The organism is Paenibacillus sp. FSL W7-1279 (assembly GCF_037969845.1).
Classification (GTDB): Bacteria; Bacillota; Bacilli; order Paenibacillales; family Paenibacillaceae; genus Paenibacillus_AQ.
Map to the genome: position 1 here is coordinate 3185006 of NZ_CP150215.1, position 14520 is coordinate 3199525.

Consider the following 14520-nt stretch of genomic DNA (forward strand, 5'->3'; position numbering starts at 1 on the left):
CAAAAGCATGACCCTTTCATGCAAAGACTTGTTCGTTGCACTCTTGTAAAATTGGGCTCAAAGTTCGTGGTTAGCCATTTATGGTGGAAAGGGGCAGTGAAGCATGACAGCATCAATCAAAAGAGTTCATGTCGTATTTAAGACCCATCTGGACATCGGGTTTACCGATTTGGGAAAGAACGTAATCGAGCGGTATATGGAGCATTTCATCCCCCAGGCCTTGGAGCTGTCCGAACAGTTGGCTAACGAAGAGGGGAACGCAAAATTCATATGGACGACCGGCTCGTGGTTAATCCATGAATATCTGCAAACGTCTTCTCCTGAGATGCGGGCGCGCATGGAAAAAGCCATAGAGGAGGGGCGCATTGCTTGGCACGGGCTGCCGTTTACAACGCATACGGAAATCATGGATGCCCGGTTATTCGAATTCGGAATGTCCATTTCGGACGACTTGGATCGAAAGTACGGAAAGTCCACGATCGCCGCTAAAATGACGGATGTTCCGGGCCATACGCTTGCCATGGTCCCACTGCTGGCAGAACACGGCATACAATATTTGCATTTGGGCGTTAATATGGTATCCAAGAATCCCAAGGTGCCGGAAGTATTTGTATGGCGCGCTTCCGATGGCTCGGAGATCATCGTCCATTATGCGGATAGTTACGGTAAACCGTTTCACATGGAAGGGCTGGAAGATGCCTTGTATTTTGCCCATACCCATGATAACCATGGTCCATCCACGCTAGAGGAGATCCGTGCATTGTTTGAACAGTTGGAGCAGGATTATCCCGGGGCGGAAATCATGGCCTCGACACTTGATGCATTTGCCCAGCGACTGCGTACCGTCAAAGATCGATTGCCTGTCGTGAGTGAAGAAATTGGGGATTCGTGGATACACGGGATTGCCTCGGATCCTTGGAAAATCGCTCGCTACCGTGAATTGCTAAGGCTTCGGGATCGCTGGATCGAATCCGGTCAATTGGATAAGGACAGCGAGGCGTACGCTCGATTCTGCAACCGTCTGATGTTGATCCCCGAGCATACCTGGGGGTTGAACAATTCGGTCTATCTCGTCGATTATGTTAATTATTCCTCCTCGGATTTAGCCGCTGCAAGAGCACGGGATATCGTAGAAGACAATAAACGGAGAAAATACGATTACCTGTGCCAGCAGGCGAATGATATCAGGTCATACAGCCATTACGAGAGCTCTTGGCAGGAGCAGCGGGATTATCTTGAAGAGGCCGTTCAGTCGCTTCCGAAAGCGCTGGAAGCTGAAGCGAGAATGGAGCTGGATCGGATGAGTCAGCATGATACCGTCCAAGACTCGGAGCCGCTGCAGTACAAGCAGACGATTGAAACGAACGAGCATTACGAATTAGGGCAGTTTCAGGTAAGCTTTGCTGCCGACGGATCGATCAACCGATTGATGGATCGATCCGGGAAGGAATGGGCGAACGAGCATCAGAGACTTGGCACTTATAGGTATGAAACCTTCAGCAAAGAAAACTACGACCGTTTCTTCAAGGAATACATGACCAATCTGGGTATTCATCATGGCTGGGCGGACAACGATTTCGGCAAGCCGGGCATTGAATATGTCAAACCGCGGCCGGAGCATCGGCAGTATACGGCATCCTTGCGGACCCTGCATCTGGAGAGGTACGCCGATTATGATCTCGTAACTGCCGAACTGAAGCTGCCTGAGAATCTCGGCAAACAGTATGGAGCTCCACGCATACTGAACGCGATCTATACGTTCCATGCGAATGAGCCCGTCATTGAGGTAAGTCTAAGCTGGAGGGGCAAACCAGCATGCCGTCTTCCGGAAGCAAGCTGGTTTTCGTTTGCGCCTCTTGTGGATAATCCTAACGCCTGGAAGATGGATAAGCTCGGACAACGCATATCTCCGTTATTCGTCGTAAAGGACGGCAACCGGAACATGCATGGAATCAACACGGGCCTATATTATGAGGGGGCGGACGGAACGGCGGCCATTGAAACCTTGGACGCGCCGCTTGTTTGTCCGGGAGAACCGCGGCTGCTGCAATTTGACAATACGTATGCTTCATTGACCGGAGGATTTCATTTCAATCTGCATAACAACGTATGGGGTACGAATTTCATGATGTGGTTCGAGGATGATATGAACTATCGGTTCAGATTGAGCCTGCACTCTCATTCGTGAGTCATCTGATCATGAAACAAACCGAAAGATGTGAGTTTATAACTCGCATCTTTTTTATTGTTGGATCATCCCCCGGTCAAGCTATGAAGAAGGTTTCTCTTGGGAAAGAAAATCGCTGATCCTGCTCCGAAGCTGCTCATGCTGTTCAAAATGGTTATACATCCGATAGGCAGCCGTCTGCGCATTTCCGAAGAAGAATCGTTCAAACTGGGTTTGGCGACCACCGAACGAGCTTGCACCAAGCTCCCATGCAAGCCTGAACAATGCGATGCGATCCCGAGCATCCGTCGTTGACCCTTTTAAATATTGATTAAGGTAGGGGCCTGACTCCGATCGAAAATCCAATTCGGAAGGGATCATAATCAGGCCGCTGGAGCCTAGCAGTTGAATCATCTCTACCATCTCGGGATAGAATTTGGGGAAGAGCATGCTGGATGCGATAAGAGGACTGGCAGCTGGTACGAGATATCCGAATTTATCATGGCTGGCGCCCTGTTCGGAGGCCAGTCTTAATGCCTTGAAGGTTTCCAGAAATGTAATCACTTTCGAAACATTCGAGACCATATGGGGCTCGAGTCCAATGTTCTGTTCATCTGCCAAGGATTCCAGCAAGCCGAGCATGAATTCGGTTTTTACGATAAAACGGACGGCCATTTGATGGGCGATATGCGTATGAAAGTGACTTTCGCCGAATAAACGTCCGGCGTAAGTCTCGTCCCCATAGTAAAATATTCGATCATGAGGGACCAGCACGCGGTCGAAGATGACGAGCGTATCCATCTCTTCGTATCTGGCGCTCAGGGGATAATCGTAGGAAGAAGTGGCACCGTAGCTTTCACGGCATATAAAAGTCATCCCCGGTAAATCGTTGGGAACCGCAAATGCAAACGCAGAAGGATTTACATCCTGGGACATCGTTGGCGAAGGGGTCGGGAATACCAGCATTTCTTCGCAAGTAGCCCCTTGTGTTGCCATCAAGAAGGCCCCGCTTATAATCATTCCTTCATGATTCATCTCTTCGACTTTAGCCGCGATAGCGTCTTCAGCAGCATCCTGCTGACCGGACATTTTACATGCATAGGGCTGGATGAAGGCGTGAGATAATGTAATATCGTGATCACGACAGTACTTATAATAGTTCCTGAGATTCTCCGCGTATTTCGGATGATGTTCCTCCAGAATATCGGCAGCGGTATATAAGGACATGATCGCGGTGTTCATATAGTCGGGAGCGCGCCCTAAAAAGCCGTGATGCCGCCTCGCCCATAACTCCATCATGATTCGGCGTTTCTGCAAATCCTCAGCATTCTTTGGCGGGAGAAAAGACAAGCCTACCCGTTCTCCCGTATCGGGTGAGGGGTAAGTCAATTGTTCCATATATCTTGCGTCACATTGCATATCGTATAGATCGGCCTGGGTTTGAATAAGACCTTGAAATGCAGAATGCTCGGATAAAGGTCCCTTGATAGGCTCACCTTTATACCAAATGTTGATATTCTGCCGGTCAATCCGTTCGATATACTGCTTTCCCGATTTAATAGGCACGTTGTTCACCCCATTTGTAAAAATCATAAGCTAACGAACCTGTCTACTGCTGATAATGTACGTGCTTCGTCCACGCGGAGTACATTGTCCGTCGGAACCGACGAAAAATATGCGGATGTACCTCAAAAGTTGAAATAGGGAAGTGACAAAAGCAAAAAAACGGACCCGTTATGGTCCGTTTCTTGATTATTCGATTAATGGGATTGACCCAGATACTGCTCAAGCGTCAGGTTTTGCCTCGTGATTTCTCCTGCAATATAGACGCCCACGTAACGGACATGCCAGGGCTCATAAGAATAGCCGGTTAATTTCTCCTTGCCTTTTCCGTAACGAATGATAAATCCGTACTTCGGTGCATTGGCTTTCAGCCATTTGCCTTCTTTGGTATTTCCGAAGCTTTGCTCCAATGCATATCCTACGGAAGCGCTGGATATATCCATGCTCAGCCCGGTCTGATGCTCGCTTTGTCCAGGACGAGCGCTTGTTTTATTAGCGACGGCTTCGCCCTTATTACGGGCGTTGCGTTCGAATATGGCCTTCTGTGTGGCATAGGATCGGAAGCCTGACACGGCTTTGAGATCGATCCCGTCTTTCTTGGCAGCCGCAAACAATTTTTCGAGCGCAGTTGCCGCTACTCGTTTCATCTGTTTCTTAGGACTGGGTCCTGAGAAGCTGAACGGAATACGGGGTATGACCAAATCTTGAGGCACATAACTCGATGGTAGATTTCTTTGCTTGTTGACGAGTACAACGGTACTTGATAGATTGGTGACCGTATTTAAACCACGAACCGTTTTTATAGTCCGGTTAGGAGCGTTGTTTTCCAAAAACGCAGTAAATGATAAGCTGGAAGAAGCTGCAGCGGCAGCTTCCGCCTTGCCAATGCCGGTGCTGCTTAGAAAACTGGATAAGGCCAGGCTTGTGACAACGGAACCGATGATGATTGTGGGTATGATGGATTTTACGATATTTTTGTGCATATGATGTCCCTCCTCGTTAGCTGTTTCTGAGTATATAAGAGAGTTATATCGGTAGAATCTCTGACTTGTTTCTGAATTGTAAACAAAATAGAATAGATCGAATCTAATAATAACCCAAAAATAGATTATAGTGATATGAAATCGCAACAAATTTCTACATAAGGAGACGTTTTAGATGGAAATACGCGATTATATTAAACAAGGGTTTGAGACCTATTACGCTAAATATAGTCAAGTGACGGAGGAGGGATTCTGCAGGTGGATGCGTCCCGACGTTCCTGCAGAGATGAAAGTCGTCGATAACGATGAGGAGTGGTCCATATGGAAATTGGTCCCTTCCGTTGTGAGTGAGGATCATATTGGGGCGATGGAAGAAGAATATGGATTGACATTTCCGGAGTGGTATAAAGCATTCATCTCCACGTATCATCATTACTTTGACGTCATACCTGAACAAGCAGTTGACGAGCCGCTGGATAATGTCAGGCATATGTACAATCCCTTGTTGTGCCGGCTGGGATACCTTCCTTTTACATGGGACGAAGAGTATGGAAAGATATGGTGTATCGATCTAAGAGAGGACGCAGGCGAGGGTTACGGAGCGATCTATGAGATCGAACATGAAATCTTGTTTGATCTGGATGAGGAACGAACGGATCATGCCAAGCTTAAAGAGTCGCTGATATTTTTATATCCGGATTTCAAGGCGTATTTCGACCATACGTTCCTGGAAGGTTGAAACGTTTATCTTTGTCTATAAGGAGAATCGTCACATGCGAAATGAACAGCTGCAGGAAATTTTGAATGAATACGATATCCGTGAAGCGGAGATTGCGTTTATTCGGCATAATGAAAATCGAACCTACAAGGTAAAAGGCCATGACGGAAGTACATATCTGCTGCGCATTCATCAACCGTTCAAAGACGGCATGGCAGGTCAGCAGCATACTTACGAAGGTCTAATGGGTGAGCTGCAAATGCTGGAGCACTTGTCAGACCGAAATCATCTGCTTGTCCAAAGGCCTGTTCGTAATCGGGAAGGTGAGCTGATCACGGTCATCGAACACGAGGGGAAGCGTTGGAACAGCTCCGTGCTTACCTGGCTGGAAGGAAGAGACTTGCATAAGGATGACGTAAGCGACCCGGTATTGGTCGAGAAGCTGGGGGCTCGCATTGCAGAGCTGCACAAATTCTATAGCAAATACGAGCTGGAGGGCCTGGACAAGCGTCCGAGTCAGGGGATTGCCTACAATCAATATATGATCGAGGTTATACAGCAAGGATTAGCGAAAGATTTGTTTACTTCCACCGATGTTTCCATTGTTGAAGAAACCATATCGTTGATTAACGCGCGCCTTGAGGACAATAGGAACGTTGAGGCTTGGGGGCTTATCCACGGTGATTTAAGCTTGGGGAATATCATCATGACCTCGGATGGAGAACTGTGTTTTATCGATTTTGGTTTTTTCGGACCAGGATATGATTACACGGATGTTGCAATGGGTGCCATGATAGTTCCTTCAGAGCTTCGGGATATATTCCTGAAAGGGTATTATCGCCATGATCACACGGGAGAAGATAAGCTTGTTCTGTTAGAAGGTTTCATGCTGCTGGCCATTATCGGATACTATGTCTTTCAGATGGAGAATGAATCGGTGCATGCATGGATGCGTGAACGAATGCCGAAGCTGTGCGCCGATTACTGTACGCCTTATTTGTCGGGTGAACGCATATTTTATTCCGTCTAACTCGATGTCGGCTCAGACGATATCCGTGAAAGATCATTATAAGCATTCAATCCCTTGGTCAGCACGCTAATCGGGTGATACGATATGAGATATACAGCTTAAGGATTAGAGGTGAACAGCGTATGGCAGAAAGCAAACTTCTGCTGCAACAAAAAGCTCTCCAGGATGAGGCTTCTGAGGTAGCAGATGAACTTCGACTTCATGAGTTATTAAGTCAAGCAGGCGAACCGGTGCGTGTCGGCAGCTCAGTCCTCGGGTTGATGGTATGGAGAGACCTGGACATGACGGTAAAATGTTCTCGGCTGAATCAACAATTAATAGCACAAATCGCATCGGAACTCATGCTGCGTGCTGGTGTGCGGGAACTGAAGTTCATCAATGATACCGGAGTTTACAATACGGATCCCGCTTATCCCGATGGATTGTACATTGGCCTAAAGTATAAGTCTCAGCAAGGGAAGGAGTGGAAGATGGACATATGGTTCGTGGATGAACCGGAGAGACAACCCGACTTGAAACATATCATAACGATGCCTGATCTGCTGACTCGGGAACGCCGGGAAGCTATTTTGAGAATCAAAAATAACTGGGCAAGCCGTGCTGAATATGGCAAAACCGTGCGAAGCTTTGATATTTATACAGCGGTCCTGGAAGAAAACGTAAGCACGCCGGAGCAGTTTCAGGCCTGGCTTAACCAAAGGTCCATGAATATAGAATAGAGCCCATGATTCTAACAGCAAATTGGAGGTCAGATCCAATCCGGATTTATGATTTCCGGGTTATACGAGGATTCCTTCGGAGGCGAGAAATTGTTGGACCGTTATGCGAACAGTTTTATTGCGACAAGAGCCATAAAGGCTTAACAGCATAGCCATTTCCAAGGCTTCATCAGAAGAGTCATCCAAGCGGGTGGCTTTTCTTTTTATGTATATGTAAAACTTAAGTAAATCCTATTTTTTAAATATTATCCATATCATTTTTCCTGTGATAGCATGATCGTATATCTGGTAAGTGGAGAGAGGAATGATAGATATATGAGTACAGCATTTTGGCTAACCAATGCCCGGTTAGAAAGCGGTTATGAAGTTCAAGATGGCGTTATTACGGGAACAAAGACGGAGATTCGCCATATATTCATAGAAGATGGGAAAATCGCGAAAATTGTAGCTTCGGACACAACGATAACAGACGAGTGGCCGCAGCACGATGTGAAGGGTTTATTACTTCTGCCATCCTTTATCGAAAAGCACTGCCATTTGGATAAAACGCTGCTTGGTGACCGATGGCGTTCCGTTACGCCGGTTTCCAGTATTTTCGAACGTTTGGCAATCGAGAAAGCGACGCTTCCTTCGCTGGATACCTTAACGCAGGAACGTGCGGAACGGCTGCTTGATATGTACCTGGAGTCCGGGGTGACACATGTCCGAACGCATGTCGATATTTATCCGGAAGCCGGATTAGACAATTTAGAAGCGGTACAACAGGCACTACGCTCGTTTGAAGGAAAGTTATCTTATGAGATCGTAGCTTTTCCGCAGCATGGTTTGCTGCGCTCGAAATCAACGGAGTTAGTGAGACAAGCACTTCGCAGAGGAGCAAGCCTGGTCGGCGGAGTTGATCCGGCGACGGTGGATGGCGATATCGAAGCTTCCTTGCAGGGAATGGTGGAGCTCGCCGTGGAGGCCAATGCGGGCATTGATCTGCATCTGCATGATGCCCATCATCTGGGGACCTTCACCATGAAGCGGTTAGCACAGCTGACCATCGAGGCGGGTCTGCAGGGCAAGGTGGCGATCAGCCATGCCTTCGGACTGGGCGATATTCCACCATCCCAAGCACAGGAAATGGGGGACTTGCTCGCTGATGCGGGGGTCGCCGTTATTACGAGTGTGCCCATTGGCCGGAACTTTCCGCCGGTTGGTTTGCTGCACGAGCGCGGTGTAGAAGTGGCCGTCGGATGCGACAACATTTTTGATGTGTGGTCTCCCTTCGGAAATGGGGATGTGCTGGAGCGCGCCGGCCGATTGGCCGAAATATCCAGATGGGTGGATGAACGCGCTCTAGCGCAAACGCTCCAATATATTACCGGTGGCATTACACCGCTGAATCATGATGGGGAGCAGGTATGGCCGCAGGTCGGAGACGTCGCCAGCATCGTATTGGTCGAAGCTTCTTGTTCTGCCGAAGCCGTTGCGAGAAGATCCAAACGCGTGGCGACGATGTTTCAGGGACACATCGTTTCCGGTTCGCTTTAGGCGAATTTTATGTCCATTCGGATTAAGTTGCTGCTGTCCTATACCGGGATGCTGGTCATTAGCCTGCTGGTCTTTGTCTTGACTGCCAGTTTGTTTACCATTGCGGCTACCGGCGATGTTCACGGTGTTCGGGATTTTTATAAAGTGCACTACCAGATTAACCCGCTCACGGAACAAGAGGAGTCTATTTTCCTCGAATTAAAATATCTTTCCAAGAACGAGCCGGATGAGCTGCAGAACAAAGAGCTTCTGACGGAATACGATTTTAAGCTGAGAACCGTACGAGCAGGACTGTACGTCCGCAGAGAAAACGACCAGGTCTTTGTGTCCAACACGATGAACCAGCCTGAACTGGAAGCGAATCTGCCTCCATATGACCTGAACAACAATCAGATCCGCAATACCCTTAACATCGGTGAACGGTTCTATGCATATGCCAAATATGATTTCCGGTATTCGGACGGGGCCAAAGGGAGCGTGTACGTGATTCGCGAGCGAAGTCCATTCGGCGAAGTCACTCGCAAGCTGCTGCCCATACTTGTCTTGAGTCTCGTAGGCATCGTTGTTGTTGCGAACGTATTGTTATATCGTTGGATCACTCGCAGCGTGGTCAAACCGCTTGATTTGCTCCGACATTCGGCGGAACACATTAGGGAGGGAAATCTCCAGTTTTCTCTGGATTTGCATTCCAAGGACGAAATCGGTCAGTTAAATGAGACGTTTGAGAATATGCGGAAGCGTCTGCATGAATCGATTCAACTGCGGCTTCAGGATGAAGAGAATCGGAAAGAACTGATCTCCAATATCTCTCATGACTTGCGCACTCCCATAACGAATATTAAAGGGTATATCGAGGGCATACGCGACGGTGTTGCGGATACGCCGGAGAAAATGGATAAATACGTGAACATCATTTACACGAAAACCATTGATCTGGATAGGCTTGTGGATGAGTTGTTCCTCTATTCCAAGCTAGATTTAAAGCAGGTTCCGTTCATGTATGAGCATGTCGATATCATCGGTTTTATAGACGATTGCATCGATGAGCAGCGCTACGTGTTGGAGGAGAAGGACATTTTGCTGGAGTGGAAGGAACGCCCCGGTGATCCTGTCGAGGTCATTGCCGACCTGGAAAAATTAAAGCGAACCGTGCTCAACATCATTGGAAATGCCCAGAACTTCATGGACAAGAAGCAAAAAAACATAGGCGTCTCGATCCGGCTGTCTCCGGAATGGGTAACGGTAGAAATACGGGATAATGGCATGGGTATCGATCCGGAAGCGATTCCTCATATATTCGAAAGATTTTATCGTGCGGAGCCATCCCGCAATTCTGCAACAGGCGGCAGCGGCCTGGGGCTTGCCATTGCCAGCCAGATCATCGAGGGACACGGGGGTACCATCTGGGCGGAGAGCGAACTGGGCGTCGGCACCAGCCTGAACTTTACCCTCAAACGAGCGAATATGAAGGAGGCACTTTAATCCATGACGGCACGTATTCTCATCATTGAAGACGAGACAACCATCGCTCAGTTGGAGCGGGATTATTTCGAGTTGAACGGATTTATGGTTGATCTATGCCATACAGGCAATGAGGGTATGAAGCTTGCCCTTCATGAGGACTACAGCCTTATCATTGTGGACCTTCAGCTGCCCGGTATGAACGGCTTTGAATTATGCAGCCGCATCAGGAAGAACAAGGAGGTACCGATTCTGATCGTATCCGCCAAGAATGAAGAGATCGATAAAATCCGTGCCTTCAATCTCGGTGCCGACGATTACATTACCAAGCCGTTCAGCCCGAGCGAATTAGTCGCAAGAGCCAAAGCCCATTTGATGAGATATGTGAGGCTTATGGGCAAGCAAAGCCCAAATCCAAGCTCAGAAATTCATATTCGCGGTTTGGTTATCGATAAATCGGCGCGAAGAGTGTTCGTACGCAATCAGGAGGTCGCGTTCACAACCAGGGAGTTTAACTTGCTGGAATTTCTGGCTAGTCATCCGAACCGGGTGTTTAACAAAACGGAACTGTTTGAACGGATATGGGGCATGGATTCCAGCGGGGATATTGCAACCGTAACCGTCCATGTCCGTAAGCTGCGCGAAAAGATGGAGCTGGATCCATCCAATCCGCAGTACATTGAAACGGTCTGGGGGGCTGGCTACCGCTTTTCGGTTTAAATAATTTAGAAATTGTTAATAAAAGTTTTCGAAACGCTTAATCCCGGCTTTCTTGGGAGTTTAGGACTCTCCTCTATCATGGAGATATGACAATCAAGGCTCATATTTCAACGATTCAGGGAGGGTTTACCAATGAAAACATATTCTAATAAACTGGCGGCCATGATAGTGGCAGCTGCTCTGGGAACGGCTTCGCTGCCGTTGCATGTTCTGCAAGTCGAGGCTGCGGGAGCTCCGCTGGCTGTCCAAGATATAGAGCAAGCCACTCAAGTATTGTCCCAGCTTCGCGTGATGCAGGGTTACCAGGATGGCTCGATGGGGATAACCAGTCCGATCACGCGGGCAGAGCTGGCGAAAATGCTTGTACTTGCGTTTGGTCTTGAAGGCAGAGGGGAGACAGAGCCAAGCTTCACGGATGTGAATCCAAACGCGTGGTATGAGCGGTACGCATCCGAGCTGGTGGCGCAAGATATTATGCAGGCACCTGACGGCCGTTTTGACCCGCGAGGAACCGTTGCCCACGCCGAGCTGGTACAAATGGTGTCTAAGGCTTTGAAACGCGATGCCAAGTCCGTGGATTACTGGGCAAAGCGTTTTTATTCCGAGGAAGGCCAAACCACTCGTGGTCAAGCTGCCTACTTGATCAGCAATGCCCATGAGGCGATTCCGTCAGAAAAAGCCAAAATCACCAGTGTCCGCGCACTGAATGCGATAACCCTGATCGTCACTTTTGATGCTCCATTGACCACAGACAATGAGGCGTTTGCCAAAGCCAAAGAAGATTTTAAATTTGACAATGGACTAGAACTCACCAACATGCCGCGTTTAAAGACGGGCTCCATATCCACTTACATCGTCCCAACCTCCGTTCAAAAACCGGGTACATCGTATACGCTTACCTATAAAGGGAAAACAGCAGGTGCATTTACAGGTAATAGCACGAAGTTGGACATGACAGAGGTTAGACAAGTGGCTCAGGATACGTTTGAGTTGGAGGCACTCAAAGCGAACGGCGTCGTTGACTACGGTTATGTTATTTCCGCTTATAGCGGGGGCCGCGGAGCCAATGCATTCGTATTGGATGAGAACAACAGCGCGGATGGAAAAGTCTATCAGATCATCTCGTCTGGGCAGGGCAGAGAAGTCATGATTACGCCTGCAGGCGGACAACCTATCGTGGCCAAATACGTACCCTTCACCCAGTCCACGGATGGCAAACAAGAACCGAAATTCCGTTTGCCTGAAGGCCAGACGCTGACGCCGGGTGTTACCTATACCGTTACCTCGGATTGGGCACAGATTGCGAACCCGACTTTCGTTGCGGAGAGTTTCGAACCGCTGGATATCATCGGAGCCGAGGCGATCGGTGACAGCTCCGTTTCCATTACATTATCCGAGGACCCTGGAGATGAGCTGTTCTCCGGTCGGAGCATCGAATTGATTGACACAGAGGGCGGCAAGCTTATGGCAACCTATAAATATTCAAGCCGCAAAGGTGCAGTAGGCGTGTTCGATCTTAATCAGGAGGGCAAACTGAAGCCAGGAACGACCTATACGATTAAACCGGTCGGCAAATGGGCAGGCGAAACAACGGCGGTTCTGACCGTGAATTAATAAACTGTGGGAACATGAATACCCCATATGATAAGGATGAGCTCAAGAGCTCGTTCTTTTCATATGGGGTTTATTACATTTGTATAGAAACCATTTTATCATTTGGGACATTCGGGGTTAGCAATTCATTCCACAAAATCAGAAAAAAATTCCAATTAAATTGTTAGTTCTGTAGTCGAAACGTCCGGGAAGTGGGTATTAAATGTTAAACGGTTGACAACCTGTATATACATGTATATGATTTCCCTATATGCAACCTGTATATACAAGATGACGAGGAGGACGAAGTTTCATGTTGAACCCAGAAACCCAGTCTCAAGACTGGTGGAGAACTTCGACGGTTTATCAAGTATATCCGAAGAGCTTCAACGATACGACCGGCCTAGGTACCGGCGATATACGCGGGCTCATGGAGAAGCTGGATTATATAAAAGGACTTGGCATCGACATTGTGTGGCTCCAGCCGGTGTATGTTTCTCCGCAAAATGATAACGGTTACGACGTAGCGGATTATTGCAGCATAGATCCTGCATACGGGACGATGGACGATTTCGATAAGCTTGTGGCCGAATTAAAAAAGCGAGACATGCATCTGATGATCGACATCGTCGTGAATCATTCATCGACCGAGCATCGATGGTTTAAAGAAGCGGTTTCCTCACGCGATAACCCGTATCGCGACTATTACATCTGGCGGGATCCGGCAGAAGACGGCGGCCCGCCGAATAACTGGCAATCCAAGTTCGGAGGGCCAGCTTGGCAGTATGACGAGGGATCAGGGCAATATTACTTGACATTGTTTGACAAAACGCAGGCAGACTTGAACTGGGAGAACGAGAAGGTCCGTGCGGAGGTTGTGGATATCCTCACCTATTGGGCGGAAAAGGGAGTCAGCGGATTCCGGATGGATGTCATTAATCTCATATCGAAGGATCCCAGTTTTCCCGATGACGACGGTTCGGTGGCGCCGGGCGACGGACGCAGGTTTTATACGGACGGCCCCCGAGTGCACGAATACATTAAGGAATTGAACGAAAAAGTGTTTACGCCTTACAATCTCGTCACGGTGGGAGAGATGTCCTCCACAACCTTGGAGCATTGCATTCGATACTCGAACCCGGAGGAGAATGAATTCTCCATGACGTTCAACTTCCACCACTTGAAGGTAGACTATCCCAACGGGCAAAAATGGGAGCTCAAGCCTTATGATTTTGAGGAGCTGAAAAGAGTGCTCTCCGATTGGCAAATCGGCATGCAGAAGGGCGGCGGCTGGAATGCCCTCTTCTGGAACAACCATGATCAGCCGCGAGCGCTGACCCGGTTCACCAATGATGGCAAATACCGCACGGAAAGTGCAAAGATGCTGGCCACAACGCTTCACGGGTTACAAGGCACCCCATATGTGTATCAAGGCGAAGAAATCGGCATGCCCGATCCGAAATGGAATGATATCTCCGAGTTTCGGGATATTGAATCATTAAACATGTACACCATTCTCCAGGAGCAGGGTAAAACGCCGGAGGAGGCTGCCCACATCGTCAAAGTGCGCTCGCGCGACAACTCCAGATTGCCTATGCTTTGGAATGACGGTGACCAAGCCGGATTTACGACGGGGACGCCTTGGATCAAGATCGATGAGCGGTATCCGCTGATCAATGCGCAATCCGAAGTGGAGAATCCGCAATCGATCTATCATCATTACCGGAAGCTGATTGAATTGCGAAAGAACCTTCCGGTTATTACGGACGGTGAATATGTTCGCCTGGATGAAGGTCATCCCGAAATTTATGCGTATGCCAGAACGAACAAGGAGCAGACGCTTGTTGTCATTTCCAATTTCAGCGACCGCGACGTTTCGTTCGAGATTCCGAAGACGTTGATAGACAAGCTGACGGAAAGTCGATCGGTTCAACTGTTAATTGGCAACACAACGGAAGAACAGGCCCTTACTCCAACCGTTGCACTTCGACCGTATGCATCCTATATGTGGCTTATTCATAACAACTAAA

The 14520-nt window shown here is 48.4% G+C and carries 11 protein-coding genes and 1 pseudogene; 10 read left to right on the forward strand and 2 right to left on the reverse strand.

The window, feature by feature from the left end; genetic code table 11:
• Window positions 1-103: 103 nt before the first annotated feature.
• Window positions 104-2188 carry a DUF5054 domain-containing protein gene (locus tag MKY82_RS14205; protein ID WP_339296365.1) on the forward strand — a complete coding sequence of 695 codons (2085 nt, stop codon included), beginning with the start codon at window positions 104-106 and terminating at the stop codon, window positions 2186-2188.
• 81 nt (window positions 2189-2269) lie between these two features.
• On the opposite strand, the gene MKY82_RS14210 is transcribed toward MKY82_RS14205, so the two are convergent.
• Both MKY82_RS14210 and MKY82_RS14215 read right to left on the reverse strand, forming a co-directional pair.
• Window positions 2270-3733, reverse strand: a complete 1464-nt coding sequence (locus MKY82_RS14210) for a 4-hydroxyphenylacetate 3-hydroxylase N-terminal domain-containing protein (RefSeq protein WP_339296366.1) — start codon at window positions 3731-3733, stop codon at window positions 2270-2272.
• A gap of 194 nt (window positions 3734-3927) precedes the next feature.
• Entirely contained in the window at window positions 3928-4713 is a 786-nt protein-coding gene (locus MKY82_RS14215; protein ID WP_339296367.1) for a M15 family metallopeptidase, read from the reverse strand.
• Window positions 4714-4888: 175 nt separating this feature from the next.
• Between MKY82_RS14215 and MKY82_RS14220 the strand changes: the two genes are divergently transcribed.
• From MKY82_RS14220 to treC, 9 genes and pseudogenes are all read left to right on the forward strand, one after another.
• Window positions 4889-5452, forward strand: coding sequence for an SMI1/KNR4 family protein (locus MKY82_RS14220; RefSeq protein ID WP_339296368.1), 564 nt, complete (start codon window positions 4889-4891; stop codon window positions 5450-5452).
• A gap of 34 nt (window positions 5453-5486) precedes the next feature.
• Window positions 5487-6461, forward strand: a complete 975-nt coding sequence (locus MKY82_RS14225) for an aminoglycoside phosphotransferase family protein (RefSeq protein WP_339296369.1) — start codon at window positions 5487-5489, stop codon at window positions 6459-6461.
• Window positions 6462-6583: 122 nt separating this feature from the next.
• A complete protein-coding gene (locus MKY82_RS14230) occupies window positions 6584-7180 on the forward strand; it encodes a hypothetical protein (RefSeq protein ID WP_339296370.1) in 597 nt (198 codons plus the stop codon).
• A gap of 18 nt (window positions 7181-7198) precedes the next feature.
• Window positions 7199-7324, forward strand: a pseudogene (locus MKY82_RS14235) (SAM-dependent methyltransferase); the annotation flags it as partial.
• A gap of 171 nt (window positions 7325-7495) precedes the next feature.
• Entirely contained in the window at window positions 7496-8716 is a 1221-nt protein-coding gene (locus MKY82_RS14240; RefSeq protein WP_339296371.1) for an amidohydrolase, read from the forward strand.
• 9 nt (window positions 8717-8725) lie between these two features.
• Entirely contained in the window at window positions 8726-10198 is a 1473-nt protein-coding gene (locus MKY82_RS14245) for a HAMP domain-containing sensor histidine kinase (protein WP_194542357.1), read from the forward strand.
• A 3-nt stretch (window positions 10199-10201) separates the two neighbouring features.
• Window positions 10202-10897: a response regulator transcription factor gene (locus MKY82_RS14250; RefSeq protein ID WP_194542358.1), complete on the forward strand. Its 696-nt coding sequence runs from the start codon at window positions 10202-10204 to the stop codon at window positions 10895-10897.
• Between the two features lie 132 nt (window positions 10898-11029).
• Window positions 11030-12511: an S-layer homology domain-containing protein gene (locus MKY82_RS14255; RefSeq protein WP_339296372.1), complete on the forward strand. Its 1482-nt coding sequence runs from the start codon at window positions 11030-11032 to the stop codon at window positions 12509-12511.
• A gap of 292 nt (window positions 12512-12803) precedes the next feature.
• Window positions 12804-14519 carry an alpha,alpha-phosphotrehalase gene (gene treC, locus MKY82_RS14260; protein ID WP_339296373.1) on the forward strand — a complete coding sequence of 572 codons (1716 nt, stop codon included), beginning with the start codon at window positions 12804-12806 and terminating at the stop codon, window positions 14517-14519.
• The last annotated feature ends 1 nt before the right edge of the window (window position 14520 follow it).

Excerpts from the sequence above, each read along its gene's own strand:
- MKY82_RS14205 (WP_339296365.1), top strand. The coding sequence starts at position 104 with ATGACAGCATCAATCAAAAGAGTTCATGTCGTATTTAAGACCCATCTG.
- MKY82_RS14215 (WP_339296367.1), bottom strand. The coding sequence starts at position 4,713 with ATGCACAAAAATATCGTAAAATCCATCATACCCACAATCATCATCGGT.
- MKY82_RS14220 (WP_339296368.1), top strand. The coding sequence starts at position 4,889 with ATGGAAATACGCGATTATATTAAACAAGGGTTTGAGACCTATTACGCT.
- MKY82_RS14225 (WP_339296369.1), top strand. The coding sequence starts at position 5,487 with ATGCGAAATGAACAGCTGCAGGAAATTTTGAATGAATACGATATCCGT.
- MKY82_RS14230 (WP_339296370.1), top strand. The coding sequence starts at position 6,584 with ATGGCAGAAAGCAAACTTCTGCTGCAACAAAAAGCTCTCCAGGATGAG.
- MKY82_RS14240 (WP_339296371.1), top strand. The coding sequence starts at position 7,496 with ATGAGTACAGCATTTTGGCTAACCAATGCCCGGTTAGAAAGCGGTTAT.
- MKY82_RS14245 (WP_194542357.1), top strand. The coding sequence starts at position 8,726 with ATGTCCATTCGGATTAAGTTGCTGCTGTCCTATACCGGGATGCTGGTC.
- MKY82_RS14250 (WP_194542358.1), top strand. The coding sequence starts at position 10,202 with ATGACGGCACGTATTCTCATCATTGAAGACGAGACAACCATCGCTCAG.
- MKY82_RS14255 (WP_339296372.1), top strand. The coding sequence starts at position 11,030 with ATGAAAACATATTCTAATAAACTGGCGGCCATGATAGTGGCAGCTGCT.
- treC (WP_339296373.1), top strand. The coding sequence starts at position 12,804 with ATGTTGAACCCAGAAACCCAGTCTCAAGACTGGTGGAGAACTTCGACG.